The following is a 14,112-nucleotide window of genomic DNA, read 5'->3' on the forward strand; positions in this document are numbered from 1 at the left end:
CAGTGCGCAGCACCCGAAACCATATGGGCCAGTACCGCCTGACCCGCCTGCAGGTGGTCAACTGGGGCACGTTCGACGGCTACAAGGACTTCCCGATCGACGAACGGGGCGTGATCCTCACCGGCCCTTCGGGTTCCGGCAAGTCCTCGCTGATGGACGCGCACTCCGTGGTGCTCCTGCCCACCTACGACCAGTCCTTCAACGCCTCGGCCGATATGACGGCCAAGGGCGCGAAGCGCGCCGCCCGCTCGATGGCGGACTACGTGCGCGGCGCGTGGTCGGTCAACGACGACGAGCACCAGCAGTCCAAGGTCCAGTACCTGCGCGGGGATTCGGCCACGTGGTCGGCGGTCGCCGCGACCTACGACAACGGCGCGGGCAACGTCACCACGGCCGTCGCCGTGAAGTGGTTCCCGGGCAGCGGGACCGACGGCGCCTCCCTCAAATCCTGGTACCAGCTGCACTCCGGCCCCTTCGACCTGCTGGACCTGCAGGACTGGGCCACCGCGGGCTTCGACACCCGCGGCTGGCGTTCCCGGCACGCCGGCGTCGAATCCTTCGACACCCAGGCCGCTTACCAGGACGCGCTGCGCCGCCGGGTCGGCATCGGCACCTCGAGCGCCGCCCTCGCCCTGCTCGGCAAGGCCAAGGCGATGAAGAACGTCGGCGACCTCGACGCCTTCATCCGCACGTACATGCTCGACCGGCCGCAGACCTACGCCCGCGCCGAGCGACTGGTGGAGAACTTCACCCAGCTCGACGAGGCCTACCGCGCCGCTGCCCGCGCGGAGGCGCAGGAGAAGGTGCTGCGGCCGATGCCCGAGGCCTATGAGCGCTACCGGTCGGCCACCGTCGGGACGACGCGCGCGGCGGACCTGCTCGGCGCGCCCATGCGCTCCTATCTGCGCGGACACAAACTGCGGCTCCTGCAGGAACAGATGGACCGGATCGAGGGTGAGCGGGCCGGCATGGACGCGCAGATCGCCCGCTGGGAGGACCGGGCCGAGGAGCGCAAGCAGCGCTACAACGACCTGCTGCACCGGCTGCGCCAAGAGCAGGGCGAGGTCGGCGTCCTCGAGGCCGAGCTGCAGTCCCGTGAACTGCAGACCCAGGCTCGGCAGCGCGCCTACGAACGCTTCGCCGCCGCCGTGGAGAAGCTGGGCGAGCGCGCGCCGGAGTCGGCCGAGGAGTTCGCCGCGCTCCGCGAGCAGGTCCCGGGCATCCGGGACCGCGCCACCGAGGCCGCCGAGGCGCTCGCCGGGCGCGTGCACTCCGCGTACACCGACGAGTCGGACGCGCGTCGCGCCGTCGAGGCCGTGGACGACGAGCTCTCGGTACTGGACCGCCGCGCCTCCCTCCTGCCGCCCGCGCTGCTGGACCAGCGCGACGCGATCGCCCGCGCCACCGGCGTTGCCGCCGAGGAGCTGCCCTACGCCGCGGAACTGATCGACGTGCGGCCCGAGGAACAGGCGACGTGGGCCGGGGCGGCCGAGCGCGTGCTGCGCCCACTCGCCACCACGCTGCTGGTGCCCGCGAAGCATCAGCGCGCCGTCGCCGACCACGTCAACGCCACGCGCGTCCAGGGCGTGCTCACGTACCAGGTGGTCGACGGTGCCGACCCCACCCGCCCGGATCCGGGCTCCCTGGCCGCCAAGCTGACGGTCGACGAGTCGACCGAGGCCGGACGGTGGCTGGCCGGCGCGGTCGCGCGGGCCGCGCGGCACACGTGCGTCGAGTCCCCCGCCGAGCTGGAGCGGCACGAGCAGGCCGTCACCCCGGAGGGCCTGGTCAAGGGCGCGGGCGGACGGTTCCGCAAGGACGACCGCCGCGCCGTCGCCGACCGCTCGCAATGGGTGCTGGGCACCAACACCGGTTCCAAGCGCGAGGCGCTGCAGCGGCGCCGCGACGAACTCGCCGCGGTCCACGCGAAGGCCGCCGAGGCATCGGCGACCCTCCGCGACGATCTCGCCGAGCACAAGGCCGTCGCCGACAGCGCCGCCGGCGTCCTCGGCTATACGTCGTGGGCCGAGCTGGACCACTGGGCCGCGAAGGCCGAGGCCGAGGAGTTGGCGGACCGGATCTCCGATGCCCGCTCCGGCAACGCCGATCTCGGCGAACTCGAACTGCAGGCCGACAACGCGTACGGCGAGCTGGCGGAGGCGCAGACCCGCATCGGCGCGCTGACCGAGACGATGAACCGCGCCGGGACGGAGTTCGACGACCTCCTCGCCGAGTTCGAGAAGATCGAGGCCGAGAGCGCGCCGAAGCTCAGCGAGCCCGACGAGGACTTCCTCGCCACGGCGCTGTGGCATCTGCTCACGGCCGACGAGGCCAAGCCGCGCCGGCTCACGCTGGACACCTTCGGCGAGGTCCGCGCCGACCTGCGGGCCGAGCTGGAGCGCCAGCAGGCTGCGGCCACCGCGGAGCGCGATGCCGCCGAGGCGCGCATCGTCCGCACCGCGGAGCAGTTCCTGCGCGAGTGGCCGGACGCCTCGACCGAGCTCTCCGCCGACGTCGCCTCCGCGCCCGACTTCGTGGCCGTGCACGAGAACCTCGTCGCGCACGGGCTCGCGGCGGCCACGGAGAAGTTCCGCCGGCTCATCACCACCGACGTCAGCCACTCCGTGTCGAACCTGTTCAAGGAGGTCGACGACACCCACCGGGCCATCACCCGCGGCATCGCCGACGTCAATGCGGGCCTGCGCCGGGTCGAGTTCAACGAGGGCACCTACCTGCAGATCGCCTACGCCGCCCGCCCGACGCCCGAGGCGACCGAGTTCGCCAAGCTGGTCGACGAGATGGTCCGCGACGCCCCCGCCGCCAAGCGGGCCGAGCCCGCCGCGATGGCGGCGCAGTTCAAGCGGATCCGCGGGCTGGTGCTGCGGCTCACCGGCGACGATCCCGAGTCGCGCCGGTGGACGGAGAACGTCCTCGACGTGCGGACCGGCTACTCGTTCTACGGCCGGGAGAACGCCGTCGGCGCCGAACCCGACGCGCCCGCGGTGGTCACGTACCGCAACACCGCGACGAACTCGGGCGGCGAGCAGGAGAAACTGGTCGCGTTCTGCCTCGCGGCGGCGCTGAGCTTCGCACTCGGCTCGCACGGCATCGACGGCTCCAACGAGCCCGCGTTCGCGCCCCTCATGCTGGACGAGGCCTTCAGCAAGTCCGACGAGCGCTTCTCCGCGCAGTCGCTGCGGGCCTTCGAGCAGTTCGGCTTCCAGCTGATCATCGCCGCCCCGATCCGCATGGTCGGTATCGTCGAGCCGTTCATCGGGCAGGTCATCCTCGTCGACAAGCAGGTCACACCCGACGGTGCCCGCTCCGACGCCCGGTACGCGACCTTCGGCGAGCTGGCTCCGACGCGCTGACGCGCCCGGACCCTGCTATACAGAGGCCATGTCCACCGTCGTCGCGCTGAACGCCCACCCGGACGACGAGTCGATCTTCATGGGCGGCACCCTGGCCACGCTGGCGTCCGCCGGGCATCGCGTGGTGCTGGTGGTGGCCACCGACGGGATGATGCGGGGCGACGACGAACCCGATCCGCGGCAGCGCCTCCGCGAACTCGACGCCGCGGCCTCGGCGCTCGGCGCGGCGGAAGTGCGATGGCTGGGCTACGCGGACAGCGGCCACGGCGCCGAGTTGTACCCGGACCCGCCGGGAAGAATGCGCCTGGTCCGGGCCGGCGTCGACGAGCCCGCGGAGCGCCTGGCGACAATCGTCCGCGAGGTCGGGGCGGACCTGCTCATCGGCTACGACCCAGCGGGCGGCTACGGACACCGGGACCATGTCGCGGTCCACCACATCGCGCGACGCGCAGCGGAGCTGACCGGTGTCCGGCTCGTCGAGGCGACGGTGCCGCGCGAGATCGCGGTCCGGATCCTGGGCGTGACCACCCGCCTGCGCCTGACCCGCGATCACGACCTCGCCGCCGCGCAGACCTGGTTCACCCCGGCCGCGGAGATCACCCATCGCATCGACGTGCGGCGATTCGTCGGCACCAAACAGCGCGCGCTGGGCGCGCACCGGTCCGAGATCAACGGCCCCGGTCGCGCCGCCCGCCTGATGCGTCTCCTGCGGTCCCTCCCGCCCTGGCTCGTCTCCCCTCTGGTGCGCACCGAGTACTTCAACGAGTCCGGCGCGCCGGGGGCGGATCGTCTCCTCTGACAATCGTAGATCAGTTGATCTACGATTAGATCATGCGATCTACGGAGACTTTCACCGAGCAGGCCCGCCGCGCGCAGATCGCGCAGTGCGCCATCGACACGATCGCGGAACTCGGCTACGGCCAGGCGTCCGTCCGCAAGATCGCGGACCGCGCAGGGGTGGCGATGAGCGTGGTGCTGTACCACTTCGGTGACAAGGACAGCCTCATCGCGGCAGTGGTACACGAGTGCTACTCCGCGTTGCTGCAGGAGATGACACCCGCGGTCGAGGCCGCACCCACCGCTGCGGCGAAGCTCGAAGCGCACATCCGCACCCACCTGCGGTACATGTCGACCCACCGCAACCACCAGATCGCGCTCATGGAGATCGCCGGCGGATTCCGCACCAAGGACGGCGGACGCCTGCAGGACGTCACCGTCGACGCGGCGCACGACGGGGCCCGTGCCCGGGTCGAACTCGACGTGATCCTTCGCGAGGGGGTCGACTCCGGCGAGTTCCGCTCGTTCGCCGTCGCGTCGATGGCGACGGCGATCCGCGGCGCAGTGGGGTCGGCGATGCTCGCCGTGCTCGCGGACCCCTCGTTCGACCTCGGCGCCTACGCGGACGACCTCGTCGACACCTTCGAGCGCTCCACCCGCCCCGAACAGGAGATGTGATGGCTCACGTCCTCATCGCCACGTACGGTTCCCGGGGCGATACGCTGCCCCTGGCCGACATCGGTCTGCGCCTGCAGGCCGCCGGCCACACGGTGACGCTCACCGCCAACGACGAGCTGGCGCCCGAGGTCGCCGAGCTCGGCCTCGACTCCCGCTCGATCCCGTTCGACCTCGGTGACTCCGACGGCGAACCGTCGCTCACGGACGCCCTGACATTGATCAAACCCACCGGGATCCGGCAGCTCAGCGGCACCCTCCTGGGCGCGGTCGACGATGTGCCCGCCGACGTCGTGCTCATGATGCCCTTCGCGGAACCCGCGATGCACGCCTTCGCCGAGGCGCGCGGCATCCCGAGTCTCGGTCTGCGGTTCCAGCCGATCTCCGCCACGGGCGACCACCCGCCCAGCCTGATCGGAGCGTGGTCGGCCGGCCGCACGATCAACCGGGCCGCCGGTCGGCTCGCCGAGCGCACCGTCGACCGGATGTACGGGGGCGTGATCGCGGACCTGCGCCGCGACCTCGGCCTACCGAAGCGATCGGCGCGGGGCCTGCGTCGGGACCGGGCGGAAGACGGCTGGCGCATCCTGCACGGATACTCACCCAGCGTGCTGCCGCGTCCCGCGGACTGGCGCCGGGGGATGGACGTCGTCGGCTACTGGTGGTCCCCCACGCCCCCGGACTGGCAGGCACCGCCCGACCTCGAGGCCTTCCTCGCCGACGGTCCGCCGCCCGTCGTCATCGGGCTCGGCTCGCTGATGGTCGCGGCGACCGAGCGGGATCGCCTGTCCGCGATCGTCGACGAGGCCCTCCAGCAGGCGGGAGTGCGCGGCATCGTCCAGTCCGGCGGCGCGGGCCTGCGAGCCGCGGAGCGCGATGGTGTTCTGAACATCGGCGCGGTCCCGCACGAGCATCTCCTCCCCCGCGCCGCCGCTCTCGTCCACTCCTGCGGCGCGGGCACGTCCGGCGCTGCGCTGCGAGCCGGGGTCCCGACGGTGCCGCTCCCCTCGCCCGGCGGCGACCAGCTCTTCTGGGCGCGGCGGCTGCACGCGCTCGGCGCCGCGACGGCGCCGGTCACCCGGACGAAGGTCACGGTTTCCACACTCACACAGGCGATACGTGCCGCGGTGGACGAGCCCTCCTACCGAGCCGCGGCCGGCGCCCTGAGCAGCGCGATCGCCACCGAGGACGGTGCCGGCGCGGTGGTCTCCGCAGTGGAGCGCGCAATAACGATCTCGTAACAGGGCTAACGGATTCCGCCCGCCGTCCCGATCTCACCCATGTCGACATGCACCTGCCACTGGGGGATCACGAGGAGGACACGATGCGGAAGACGACAGGGAACAGCCGGATCCGTCGCGCGCTACTGGTGCCGGCGGCGGTCATCCCGATGCTGGGACTGCTTCCCGCGGTCGCCGCGGCCGAGCCGGCCACGCCGTCGGCACCTGCGGCGCCCACCACCACGACACCCGCCGCGCCGACGGGCACAGCCGCCCCGACCACGTCCACGGCACCGACCCCGCCGAGCGCCCCCGCGGCGACGCCGTCGCCGACGATCACGCTCCCGACGGCGACACTGCCCACGACGACGACCACGACCACGACACGTCCACCGAACCGGCTGACCGTGGGCGCGGTGCGCATCGTCGACGCGCACGGCGCAGGCGTCCCCGGCGCGACCGCGTTCGTGCAGGGATGCTCCGGCGGGCCGGGCGCGGATCTCGCCGACGGAGGCGCCACCACCGTCACCGGCCCCTGTATCCGCGCGACGATGGACCACGTCCCGACGAACTGGCGGCTGATCTCCCCCTCCGCGCAGACGATCACCACGGACTCCGGTCGGGCGGAGTTCCGCTTCGTGCTGGAGCGCGGCGGCATCGTGCCACCGACCACGACCACGCCGCCGAACAAGAACGTCCGGTTCGCGCTCACCGCCCGCGACCAGGACGGACGCGGAGTGCCGTCCGAGTACGCGGTCGCCGAGTGCGACACCTGGCGTCCGCTGGGCGGCGCCCGCACCGACAGTGGGGGCAACGGCGGCGGGAACTTCCCGCGCAGCTGCGTCAGCGTGGTCCCGACGGCCTGGCCGGCCTCCTGCGTCCTGCTCGGCCCGAACGCCTACGCCCGCGTCGAGGGCAACGCCGTCAACCGGCTCGCCTTCCGGTTCCGCTGCGGAGTGAACATCCCGCCCGGCGAGGTGGAGACGAACGGCACGCTGGTCAAGACCGACCGGATCACCGGGGCGCCGCTCGCCGGGGCGTCGTTCGTGATCTCGCGCTGCGGTGCCGACGAGGCCGTCCGCGCGGTGACCACCGGGGAGAACGGCGTCGCCTCCTTCTCGCTCCCGTCGGGCTGCTACCGGGCGATCGAGACCGCGGCGCCGGCCGGCTACATCCGCGACGCCGCCGCCGTCGCCTTCGAGGTCCACCTGACTCCGCAGTTCCAGGTCCGCGTGACGAACTCGAAGATCGGCGCCGGCCCCGTGGTCCGCAACCCCGAGGCCCGGATCCCGATCGCCTCGATCCCGTCCGGACGGATCTCGTGATGCACCGGGCCGCACGGATTCTGATCGCCGGCGCCGCGGTGCTCGCCCTCGCGGGCTGCAACAACACGATCGAGGGAACGGCGGCGGCACCGTCGTCGAACCCGAGCGCCCAGAGCGACCTGCGGCCCCCGGTCAGCGCGACGGCGACCGAACCGACGACGCCCATCGCGGTCACCGTCGACGGGGCCGGGGCGCCGATCGACGCGGTCGCGACCGACTCCCAAGGGGCGCTGTTCCCACCCACGGACGTGAACCGGCTCGGCTGGTGGGTGGACTCGGCGGTCCCCGGATCGGGCGCGGGTTCCGTGGTCGTGACCGGCCATGTGGATGACGCCCGGCAGGGCGCGGGCTACGCCAAGCGCTTCGCCGGTCTCGCCCGGGGCGCGAGGATCACCCTCACCGGCAAGGATGGCGCGTCGATCGCGTACCGCGTGACGCGGACCGCGTCGGTGAACAAGGGCGTGCTCCCGACCGACGACCTGAACCGGCTCGACGGGCCCGAGACGCTGATCCTCGTGACCTGTGGCGGGAGGTTCGTCGGGCCGCCGCTGGGCTACGAGAACAACGATCTCGTGTACGCCGAGCGCGCCTGACCGCCGGGCGATCAGACGGGCGCGGCCGTCAGGCGAGCTCGATCAGTTCCTGGTACTCGGCGTTCCAGTGATCCTCGGTGCCATCCGGCAGCAGGATCACGCGCTCCGGGTTCAGGGCTTCCGCGGCGCCCGGATCGTGCGTGACCAGCACGACGGCGCCCTCGTACGACCGCAGCGCCTCGAGAACCTGTTCGCGGCTGACGGGGTCCAGGTTGTTGGTCGGCTCGTCGAGGAGCAGCACGTTCGCGGCCGACGAGACGAGCCCGGCCAGCGCCAGACGGGTCTTCTCACCGCCGGACAGCGTGCCCGCGGGCTGCTCCAGTTGCGGGCCGGTGAACATGAACGCGCCCAGCAGGCCACGCAGGTCCTGCTCCCCCGCGTCCGGCGAGGCGTGCCGGATGTTGTCCCACACCGAGGCGTCGTCATCGAGGGTGTCGTGCTCCTGCGCGAAGTAGCCGATCTTCAGGCCGCGCCCCGGCTCCAGGCCGCCCGTGTCCGGCGTCTCGACACCCGCGAGCAGCTTGAGCAGCGTGGTCTTACCCGCACCGTTGAGACCGAGGACCACGACGCGCGAGCCCTTGTCGATGGCGAAGTCGACGCCGGTGAAGATCTCCAGCGAGCCGTAGGTCTTGGTGAGGTTCTTGACCATGAGCGGGGTCTTGCTGCAGGGAGCCGGCGCGGGGAACTTGATCCGCGCGGTCTTGTCCTCGACGCGCACGTCGTCCAGCTCGCTCATCATCCGCTCGGCGCGGCGCAGCATGTTCTGCGCAGCGACGGCCTTGGTCGCCTTGGCGCCCATCTTCGCGGCCTGCACCCGCAGCGCGCCCGCCTTCTTCTCGGCGTTGGCGCGCTCGCGGCGGCGACGTTGCTCGTCGGTCGCACGGGCGTCGATGTACTTCTTCCAGCCCATGTTGTAGACATCGGCCTCACCGCGCACCGCGTCGAGGAACCAGACGCGGTTCACCACGTCGTTGAGCAGGTCCACGTCGTGGCTGATCACGATGAGCCCACCGTCGTGGTTCTGCAGGAAGGTCCGCAGCCAGCCGATGGAGTCGGCGTCGAGGTGGTTCGTCGGCTCGTCGAGCAGCAGCGTGGTGTCGGACTTGCCGCCCGAGCCGTCGGACGCCGCGAACAGGATGCGGGCCAGCTCGACACGGCGCCGCTGGCCGCCCGAGAGGGTGCGCAGCGGCTGCTCCAGCACCCGGTCCGGCAGGGCCAGGCTGTTGCAGATCCGCGCGGCCTCGGACTCCGCCGCGTAGCCGCCCAGCGAGGAGAAGCGCTCCTCGAGGTTGCCGTACTTGCGCACCGCGGTGTCGAGCTCGTCGCCCACCAGCTCCGCCATCCGGACCTGCTGCTTGGCCATCTGCGCGACGATCTGGTCCAGGCCGCGGGCGGAGAGCACCCGGTCCTTGGCGAGCACGTTCAGGTCTCCCTCGCGGGGATCCTGAGGCAGGTAGCCCACGTCGCCGCTGGAGATGATCTTGCCCGCGTAGGGCTCGCCCTCACCGGCGAGGATCCGCATGGTGGTGGTCTTGCCTGCGCCGTTGCGGCCGACGAGGCCGATCCGGTCGCCCGCCTGCACGCGCAACTGGTCGCCCGGCGCGGTCAGCAGGGTGCGGACGCCGGCGCGCACTTCGAGGTCGGTCGCGGTGATCACAACGGTCCAGCTTACCGCCCCGGGCGACCGGTTCTCACCACAGTTTCCCGCGGGTGACGCCGGTCACCGCGGCGCATCGTCATGACGTTCGTGAACGACGATGCGCCGAGACCGATCCGCCTTGGCCTCGTAGAGCGCGTTGTCCGCCTCGGAGACGATGCGGGACAACTCGGCGCCGACCAGGTGATCGGTGACCACGACGCCCGCGCTGCCGCCGATCGTCGGCCCCGGTCGGGACTCCGAGACGAGGTTGCGCAACCGGTCGATCACGAGATCCGACTCCTCGCGCGTACTGCGCAGCGCGGCGACGAGGAATTCGTCACCACCCATGCGGGCGACGAGGGTCGACGGCAGACCGAGCCGGAGCATCCGCCCCACCTCCACGAGCCGCTGGTCACCCGCCAGGTGGCCATGGGTGTCGTTGTACTGCTTGAAGCCGTCGAGGTCCACCACGGCCACGACGCCGCCACTGCGCCCCCGCGAGGCGAGTGTGCGGACACCTGTCTGGAAGCCGATGCGGTTGTACAGCCCCGTGAGCTCGTCCCGGTTGAGACCGGTGACGATCGCACTGATGCCACGGCGGCCGAACTCGACCACGAACTGCACCATCATGGGCAGCGCGAAGACCATGGCCAGCGCGGGCGCGAGGGTCGCGTAGAGCTCTCCCACGGTGTAACCGTCGACGATCATCGTGGTGATGGTCGTGGCGAGCACCGCCGCCACCGACAACAGGCAGTGCAGGAGCAGGATCCTCCAGCCCAGCAGGAACGCGGTGAGCATCGCGAGCATGCCCAGATACGTCGTGCCGCTGATCCGGGCCAGTCCCGACTGTGCGAGACAACCCGCGAACAGGCAGACGTCGGCGACCGCGACGAAGAGGATCGCGTCACGGGACCTGGGTTGGCGCAGCCGGAGCCACCACACGCCGAGCACGGCACTACCGCTCGAAGAGATCAGGAAGACGATCATCGCGCCGGTGGTCTCCGGTCGGGCGGAGGAGAACAGCACACCGACGCACAGGGGCACCATCATCAGCGCGAGGCCGCCCACCGCCAACCGCAGGGCCAGCCCGCCGCCCTGCACACGCAACCAGGACTGCGCGCTCGCGTATTCGGCGATGCCCGCGGTCCGCCAACCCTCGCGGTCCCCCAGCCGGCGCAGCACCGCGCGGAGAAAGCGTTTCGGCGTCATGCGGCGCCCACCGTCAGGTCCCGGACGATCACGGCGTCCACCGGCGAACGCTTCGCGTCGTACAGCGCGGCGTCCGCGTCCCGCGCGAGCGCCTCGAACCTGTCGCGCTCGCTCCCGGGCGCGAGGACGATGCCCACGCTCGCCGGGATCCCAGCGCCCGAGGTTCCCCGCGCACGTACGAGGCCACGGATCTCGTCGACGGTGCGCATCGCGTCGTCGGACCCGCCGCGGACGGCGAAGACCGCGAACTCGTCGCCGCCGGTGCGGCCGACGATGAGGCGCTCGATCGCATCGAGCGCGGCGGCGACGTCCACGAGCAGCTCGTCGCCGGCGGCGTGGCCGCGGGAGTCGTTGTACTGCTTGAAGGCGTCCAGGTCGAGCATGCCGACCACGAGCACCGCGTCCGGGGTCGTGCGCGCGGTGATACGGCGTACCGCGAACTCGATGCCGCGGCGGTTGTAGACGCCGGTCAGGCTGTCGTTGTACCACTCGCGCGTCACCCGGGTCATACCGTGCCTGCCGGTCTCGACGACCACCTGGATCACCACCGGCAGTCCCACGACGGTGGTGATGGCCGGCGTGGTGTAGATGTACAGATCCATCGGGGTGCGCCCCTCGGCCAGGATCGCGTAGCCCGTCAACCCCGCGATCAGCGCCAGTGCGTAGACGCAGTGCAGCACCAGGATCCGCCATCCCAGGAAGAACGCCGCGAACAGGCCCAGCATCGCGAGATGGATGGCGCCGCAGATCCTCGCCACCGGGTCCGAGAGCATCGAGACGCCGATGCCGATGAGCGCGTCCGAGGCGATGAGGAACCACGTGGCCTGGCGCGCGGTGGGCCAGCGTCCGACCAACCACCGCAGTCCGAGCAGGAAGCCCACGAGGGCCGCACCGAAATGGATGGCCCGTGCCGGGACGCCCTGCGGGCCCACGGGGTTGAACTGCATGACCACCGACAGCGGGAGCATCATCATGGCGAGCAGCGCGACAGCGACCTGCAGCGCGCGGGTGCCGTGGAGATAGCGGATCGACTCGGTCGCGTACGCGTACTCCTCCTGGCCCGCCGTGCGCCAGCCCCGGACGTCGAAGAGTTCCCGGCGGGCGCGGCGGGCCAGCCGACGCCACGACACGGGCTTCGGACCGCGTCCCCTCGGCGACCCCGGCTCAGGCTCCGCGAACACCGGCGGCGAGCTCGGAGGTCAGGGCGCGCACCGCGTCGAGCGACTCACCCGCGGCGCTCACCAGCGCCGACCCGACGATGACCGCATCGGCGTAGGCCGCGATCTCCGCGGCCTGAGCGCGCGAACGGACGCCGAGCCCCACGCCGACGGGGATGTCGGAGACCTCGCGGATCCGCGCCACCAGTTCCGGCGCGACATTGTCGACGGCGTCGCGGGCACCGGTGACGCCCATCGTCGACGCCGCGTAGAGGAAGCCCGACGACGCCTTCGCCGTCATCGCGAGCCGCTCCGGGGTCGACGAGGGCGCCGCGAGGAAGATCTTGTCCAGACCGTGGCGGTCGGCGGCCCCGATCCAGTCGCCGGCCTCCTCCGGGATCAGGTTCGGCGTGATGAGCCCCTTGCCGCCCGCTGCCGCGAGATCCCGCGCGAAGGCCTCGACGCCGTACTTGAGCACGGGGTTCCAGTACGCCATGACGACCGGGGCGCCGCCCGCGGCGGCGACGGCCTCCGCGTACGAGAAGATGTCACGCACGCGGATCCCGCCGCGCAGCGCGTCGTCCGCGGCGCGCTGGATGACGGGGCCGTCCATCACGGGGTCGCTGTAGGCCACCCCCAGCTCGACGATGTCGGCGCCGGACTCCACCATCGCCACGACGGTGTCGATGCCGCCCTGCTTCGACGGGTACCCGCAGGGCAGGTACGTCACCAGCGCGGCGCGGTTCTCCGCCCGGCACTGCTCGAAGACCGGTGCCAGTGCGCTCACTTGTTCTCCCCCTCGAACGCTTCGTTGCCCTGAGCCGCGTCCCGCAGCTCGGCGTTCCGCAGTTCCGTGTTCAGATCCGCCCCGACCACCTTCTGGCCGACGACGTCGCCCTGCTCGTCGAGCAGGCCGAACCACTTACCGGCGGAGTCGACGTCCTTGTCGCCGCGGCCGGAGAGGTTCACGACGATCACCGCGTCGGGACCGAGCTCACGGCCCAGATCGAGCGCACCGGCGACCGCGTGGGCGGACTCGATGGCGGGGATGATGCCTTCGGTGCGGCACAGCAGCGCGAAGGCGTCCATCGCCTGCGTGTCGGTGATCGGGACGTACTCGGCGCGACCGGTCTCCTTGAGCTGCGCGTGTTCCGGGCCGACACCGGGGTAGTCGAGGCCCGCCGAGATCGAGTGCGATTCGATCGTCTGGCCGTCCTCGTCCTGCAGCAGGTACGAGTAGGCGCCCTGGAAGGCGCCCGGGCTGCCGCCGGTGAAGGTCGCGGCGTGGCGGCCGGTCTCGACTCCGTCGCCCGCGGCCTCGCACCCGACGAGGCGCACGCCCTCGTCGGCGATGAAGGGATGGAAGATCCCGATCGCGTTCGAACCTCCGCCCACGCAGGCGACGACGGCATCCGGCAGCCGACCCTCGGCGTCGAGGATCTGCTCGCGCGCCTCCATGCCGACGATGCGCTGCAGATCGCGGACCATCAGGGGGAACGGATGCGGCCCCGCGGCGGTGCCGAAGCAGTAGTACGTGGTGTCGGCGTGGCTGACCCAGTCGCGCAGGGCCTCGTTGATCGCGTCCTTGAGCGAAGCCGAGCCGGACGCGACCGCGATCACCTCGGCACCGAGCAGCCGCATCCGCGCGACGTTCAGGGCCTGGCGATCGGTGTCGACCTTGCCCATGTAGATGACGCACTCGATGCCGAGCAGGGCGCAGGCGGTGGCGGTCGCGACGCCGTGCTGGCCGGCGCCGGTCTCGGCGATCACCCGCGGCTTGCCCATGCGCTTGGCGAGCAGCACCTGGCCGAGGACGTTGTTGATCTTGTGGCTGCCGGTGTGGTTGAGATCCTCGCGCTTGAGGTAGATCTTGGCGCCGCCGGCGTGCTCGTTCAGGCGCACACAGGGGTAGAGCGGCGACGGCCGCCCTGTGTACTGGCGCTGCAGGCGGTCCAATTCCTCGAGGAAGGTCCGGTCGGAGCGGACCTTCTCGAACTCGGCCGTGACCTCCTCGATCACCGCCATCAGTGCCTCGGGCACGTGCCGGCCGCCCCACGCACCCCAATGACCGGTCCCGTCCGGCTCGAAGGCCGATCGTTCGGACAGTCCGGTACTGGCTTCAGGGAGGCTCACAGGAACGATTATC

The 14,112-nt window shown here is 71.6% G+C and carries 12 protein-coding genes; 6 read left to right on the forward strand and 6 right to left on the reverse strand.

From position 1 onward, the window contains the following. Nucleotides 1–2: 2 nt before the first annotated feature. Genes FK268_RS06265 through FK268_RS06280 form a run of 4 tightly spaced genes read left to right on the forward strand, consistent with a single transcriptional unit; the run spans nt 3 to nt 6,064 of the window. Entirely contained in the window at nt 3–3,371 is a 3,369-nt protein-coding gene (locus tag FK268_RS06265) for an ATP-binding protein (protein ID WP_231706956.1), read from the forward strand. Between the two features lie 28 nt (nt 3,372–3,399). Continuing rightward, the gene (locus tag FK268_RS06270; protein ID WP_146432313.1) at nt 3,400–4,170 is read left to right on the forward strand and encodes a PIG-L deacetylase family protein; all 771 of its coding nucleotides are present in this window, start codon (nt 3,400–3,402) and stop codon (nt 4,168–4,170) included. 32 nt (nt 4,171–4,202) lie between these two features. Next, nucleotides 4,203–4,826, forward strand: a complete 624-nt coding sequence (locus FK268_RS06275) for a TetR/AcrR family transcriptional regulator (RefSeq protein WP_146432315.1) — start codon at nt 4,203–4,205, stop codon at nt 4,824–4,826. Beyond that, nucleotides 4,826–6,064: a glycosyltransferase gene (locus FK268_RS06280; RefSeq protein WP_231706957.1), complete on the forward strand. Its 1,239-nt coding sequence runs from the start codon at nt 4,826–4,828 to the stop codon at nt 6,062–6,064. The genes FK268_RS06275 and FK268_RS06280 overlap by 1 nt, the downstream gene beginning before the upstream one ends. Nucleotides 6,065–6,131: 67 nt before the next feature. Here the strand turns inward: FK268_RS06280 and FK268_RS06285 are convergent, their stop codons facing one another. Then, nucleotides 6,132–6,467 (reverse strand): hypothetical protein, encoded by a 336-nt coding sequence (locus FK268_RS06285; protein WP_146432319.1) that lies wholly within the window; start codon nt 6,465–6,467, stop codon nt 6,132–6,134. Between FK268_RS06285 and FK268_RS06290 the strand changes: the two genes are divergently transcribed. Together FK268_RS06290 and FK268_RS06295 are read left to right on the forward strand one after the other, a co-directional pair. Then, nucleotides 6,460–7,368 (forward strand): prealbumin-like fold domain-containing protein, encoded by a 909-nt coding sequence (locus FK268_RS06290; RefSeq protein ID WP_146432321.1) that lies wholly within the window; start codon nt 6,460–6,462, stop codon nt 7,366–7,368. The two genes, FK268_RS06285 and FK268_RS06290, sit on opposite strands and share 8 nt — an antisense overlap. Continuing rightward, complete coding sequence (locus FK268_RS06295; protein ID WP_146432323.1) at nt 7,368–7,961, forward strand: class F sortase; 594 nt, start codon at nt 7,368–7,370, stop codon at nt 7,959–7,961. The genes FK268_RS06290 and FK268_RS06295 overlap by 1 nt, the downstream gene beginning before the upstream one ends. A 28-nt stretch (nt 7,962–7,989) precedes the next feature. Here the strand turns inward: FK268_RS06295 and FK268_RS06300 are convergent, their stop codons facing one another. The 5 genes from FK268_RS06300 to trpB all read right to left on the reverse strand — a co-directional run bounded on the left by FK268_RS06300 (nt 7,990) and on the right by trpB (nt 14,099). Then, nucleotides 7,990–9,618 (reverse strand): ABC-F family ATP-binding cassette domain-containing protein, encoded by a 1,629-nt coding sequence (locus FK268_RS06300; RefSeq protein ID WP_146432325.1) that lies wholly within the window; start codon nt 9,616–9,618, stop codon nt 7,990–7,992. Nucleotides 9,619–9,681: 63 nt separating this feature from the next. Beyond that, nucleotides 9,682–10,809 carry a GGDEF domain-containing protein gene (locus tag FK268_RS06305; protein ID WP_146432326.1) on the reverse strand — a complete coding sequence of 376 codons (1,128 nt, stop codon included), beginning with the start codon at nt 10,807–10,809 and terminating at the stop codon, nt 9,682–9,684. Further along, nucleotides 10,806–11,939, reverse strand: a complete 1,134-nt coding sequence (locus FK268_RS06310) for a GGDEF domain-containing protein (protein WP_146432328.1) — start codon at nt 11,937–11,939, stop codon at nt 10,806–10,808. The genes FK268_RS06305 and FK268_RS06310 overlap by 4 nt, the downstream gene beginning before the upstream one ends. Nucleotides 11,940–11,973: 34 nt before the next feature. Then, a complete protein-coding gene (trpA, locus tag FK268_RS06315) occupies nt 11,974–12,753 on the reverse strand; it encodes a tryptophan synthase subunit alpha (protein WP_146432330.1) in 780 nt (259 codons plus the stop codon). Then, on the reverse strand, nt 12,750–14,099 hold the full coding sequence (trpB, locus tag FK268_RS06320) for a tryptophan synthase subunit beta (protein WP_438695967.1): 1,350 nt from the start codon (nt 14,097–14,099) through the stop codon (nt 12,750–12,752). The genes trpA and trpB overlap by 4 nt, the downstream gene beginning before the upstream one ends. Nucleotides 14,100–14,112 lie beyond the last annotated feature (13 nt).

The sequence above is a fragment of the Tsukamurella sputi genome (genome assembly GCF_007858445.1).
In the GTDB taxonomy this organism is placed as follows: domain Bacteria; phylum Actinomycetota; class Actinomycetes; order Mycobacteriales; family Mycobacteriaceae; genus Tsukamurella; species Tsukamurella sputi.

What these genes read in the sequence shown, in the direction of transcription:
- FK268_RS06285 (WP_146432319.1), bottom strand. Translation starts at nt 6,467, where the DNA reads ATGCGCACCGCGCCCACGGTCAGCCGGTTCGGTGGACGTGTCGTGGTC.
- FK268_RS06280 (WP_231706957.1), top strand. Translation starts at nt 4,826, where the DNA reads ATGGCTCACGTCCTCATCGCCACGTACGGTTCCCGGGGCGATACGCTG.
- FK268_RS06270 (WP_146432313.1), top strand. Translation starts at nt 3,400, where the DNA reads ATGTCCACCGTCGTCGCGCTGAACGCCCACCCGGACGACGAGTCGATC.
- FK268_RS06275 (WP_146432315.1), top strand. Translation starts at nt 4,203, where the DNA reads ATGCGATCTACGGAGACTTTCACCGAGCAGGCCCGCCGCGCGCAGATC.
- FK268_RS06305 (WP_146432326.1), bottom strand. Translation starts at nt 10,809, where the DNA reads ATGACGCCGAAACGCTTTCTCCGCGCGGTGCTGCGCCGGCTGGGGGAC.
- FK268_RS06295 (WP_146432323.1), top strand. Translation starts at nt 7,368, where the DNA reads ATGCACCGGGCCGCACGGATTCTGATCGCCGGCGCCGCGGTGCTCGCC.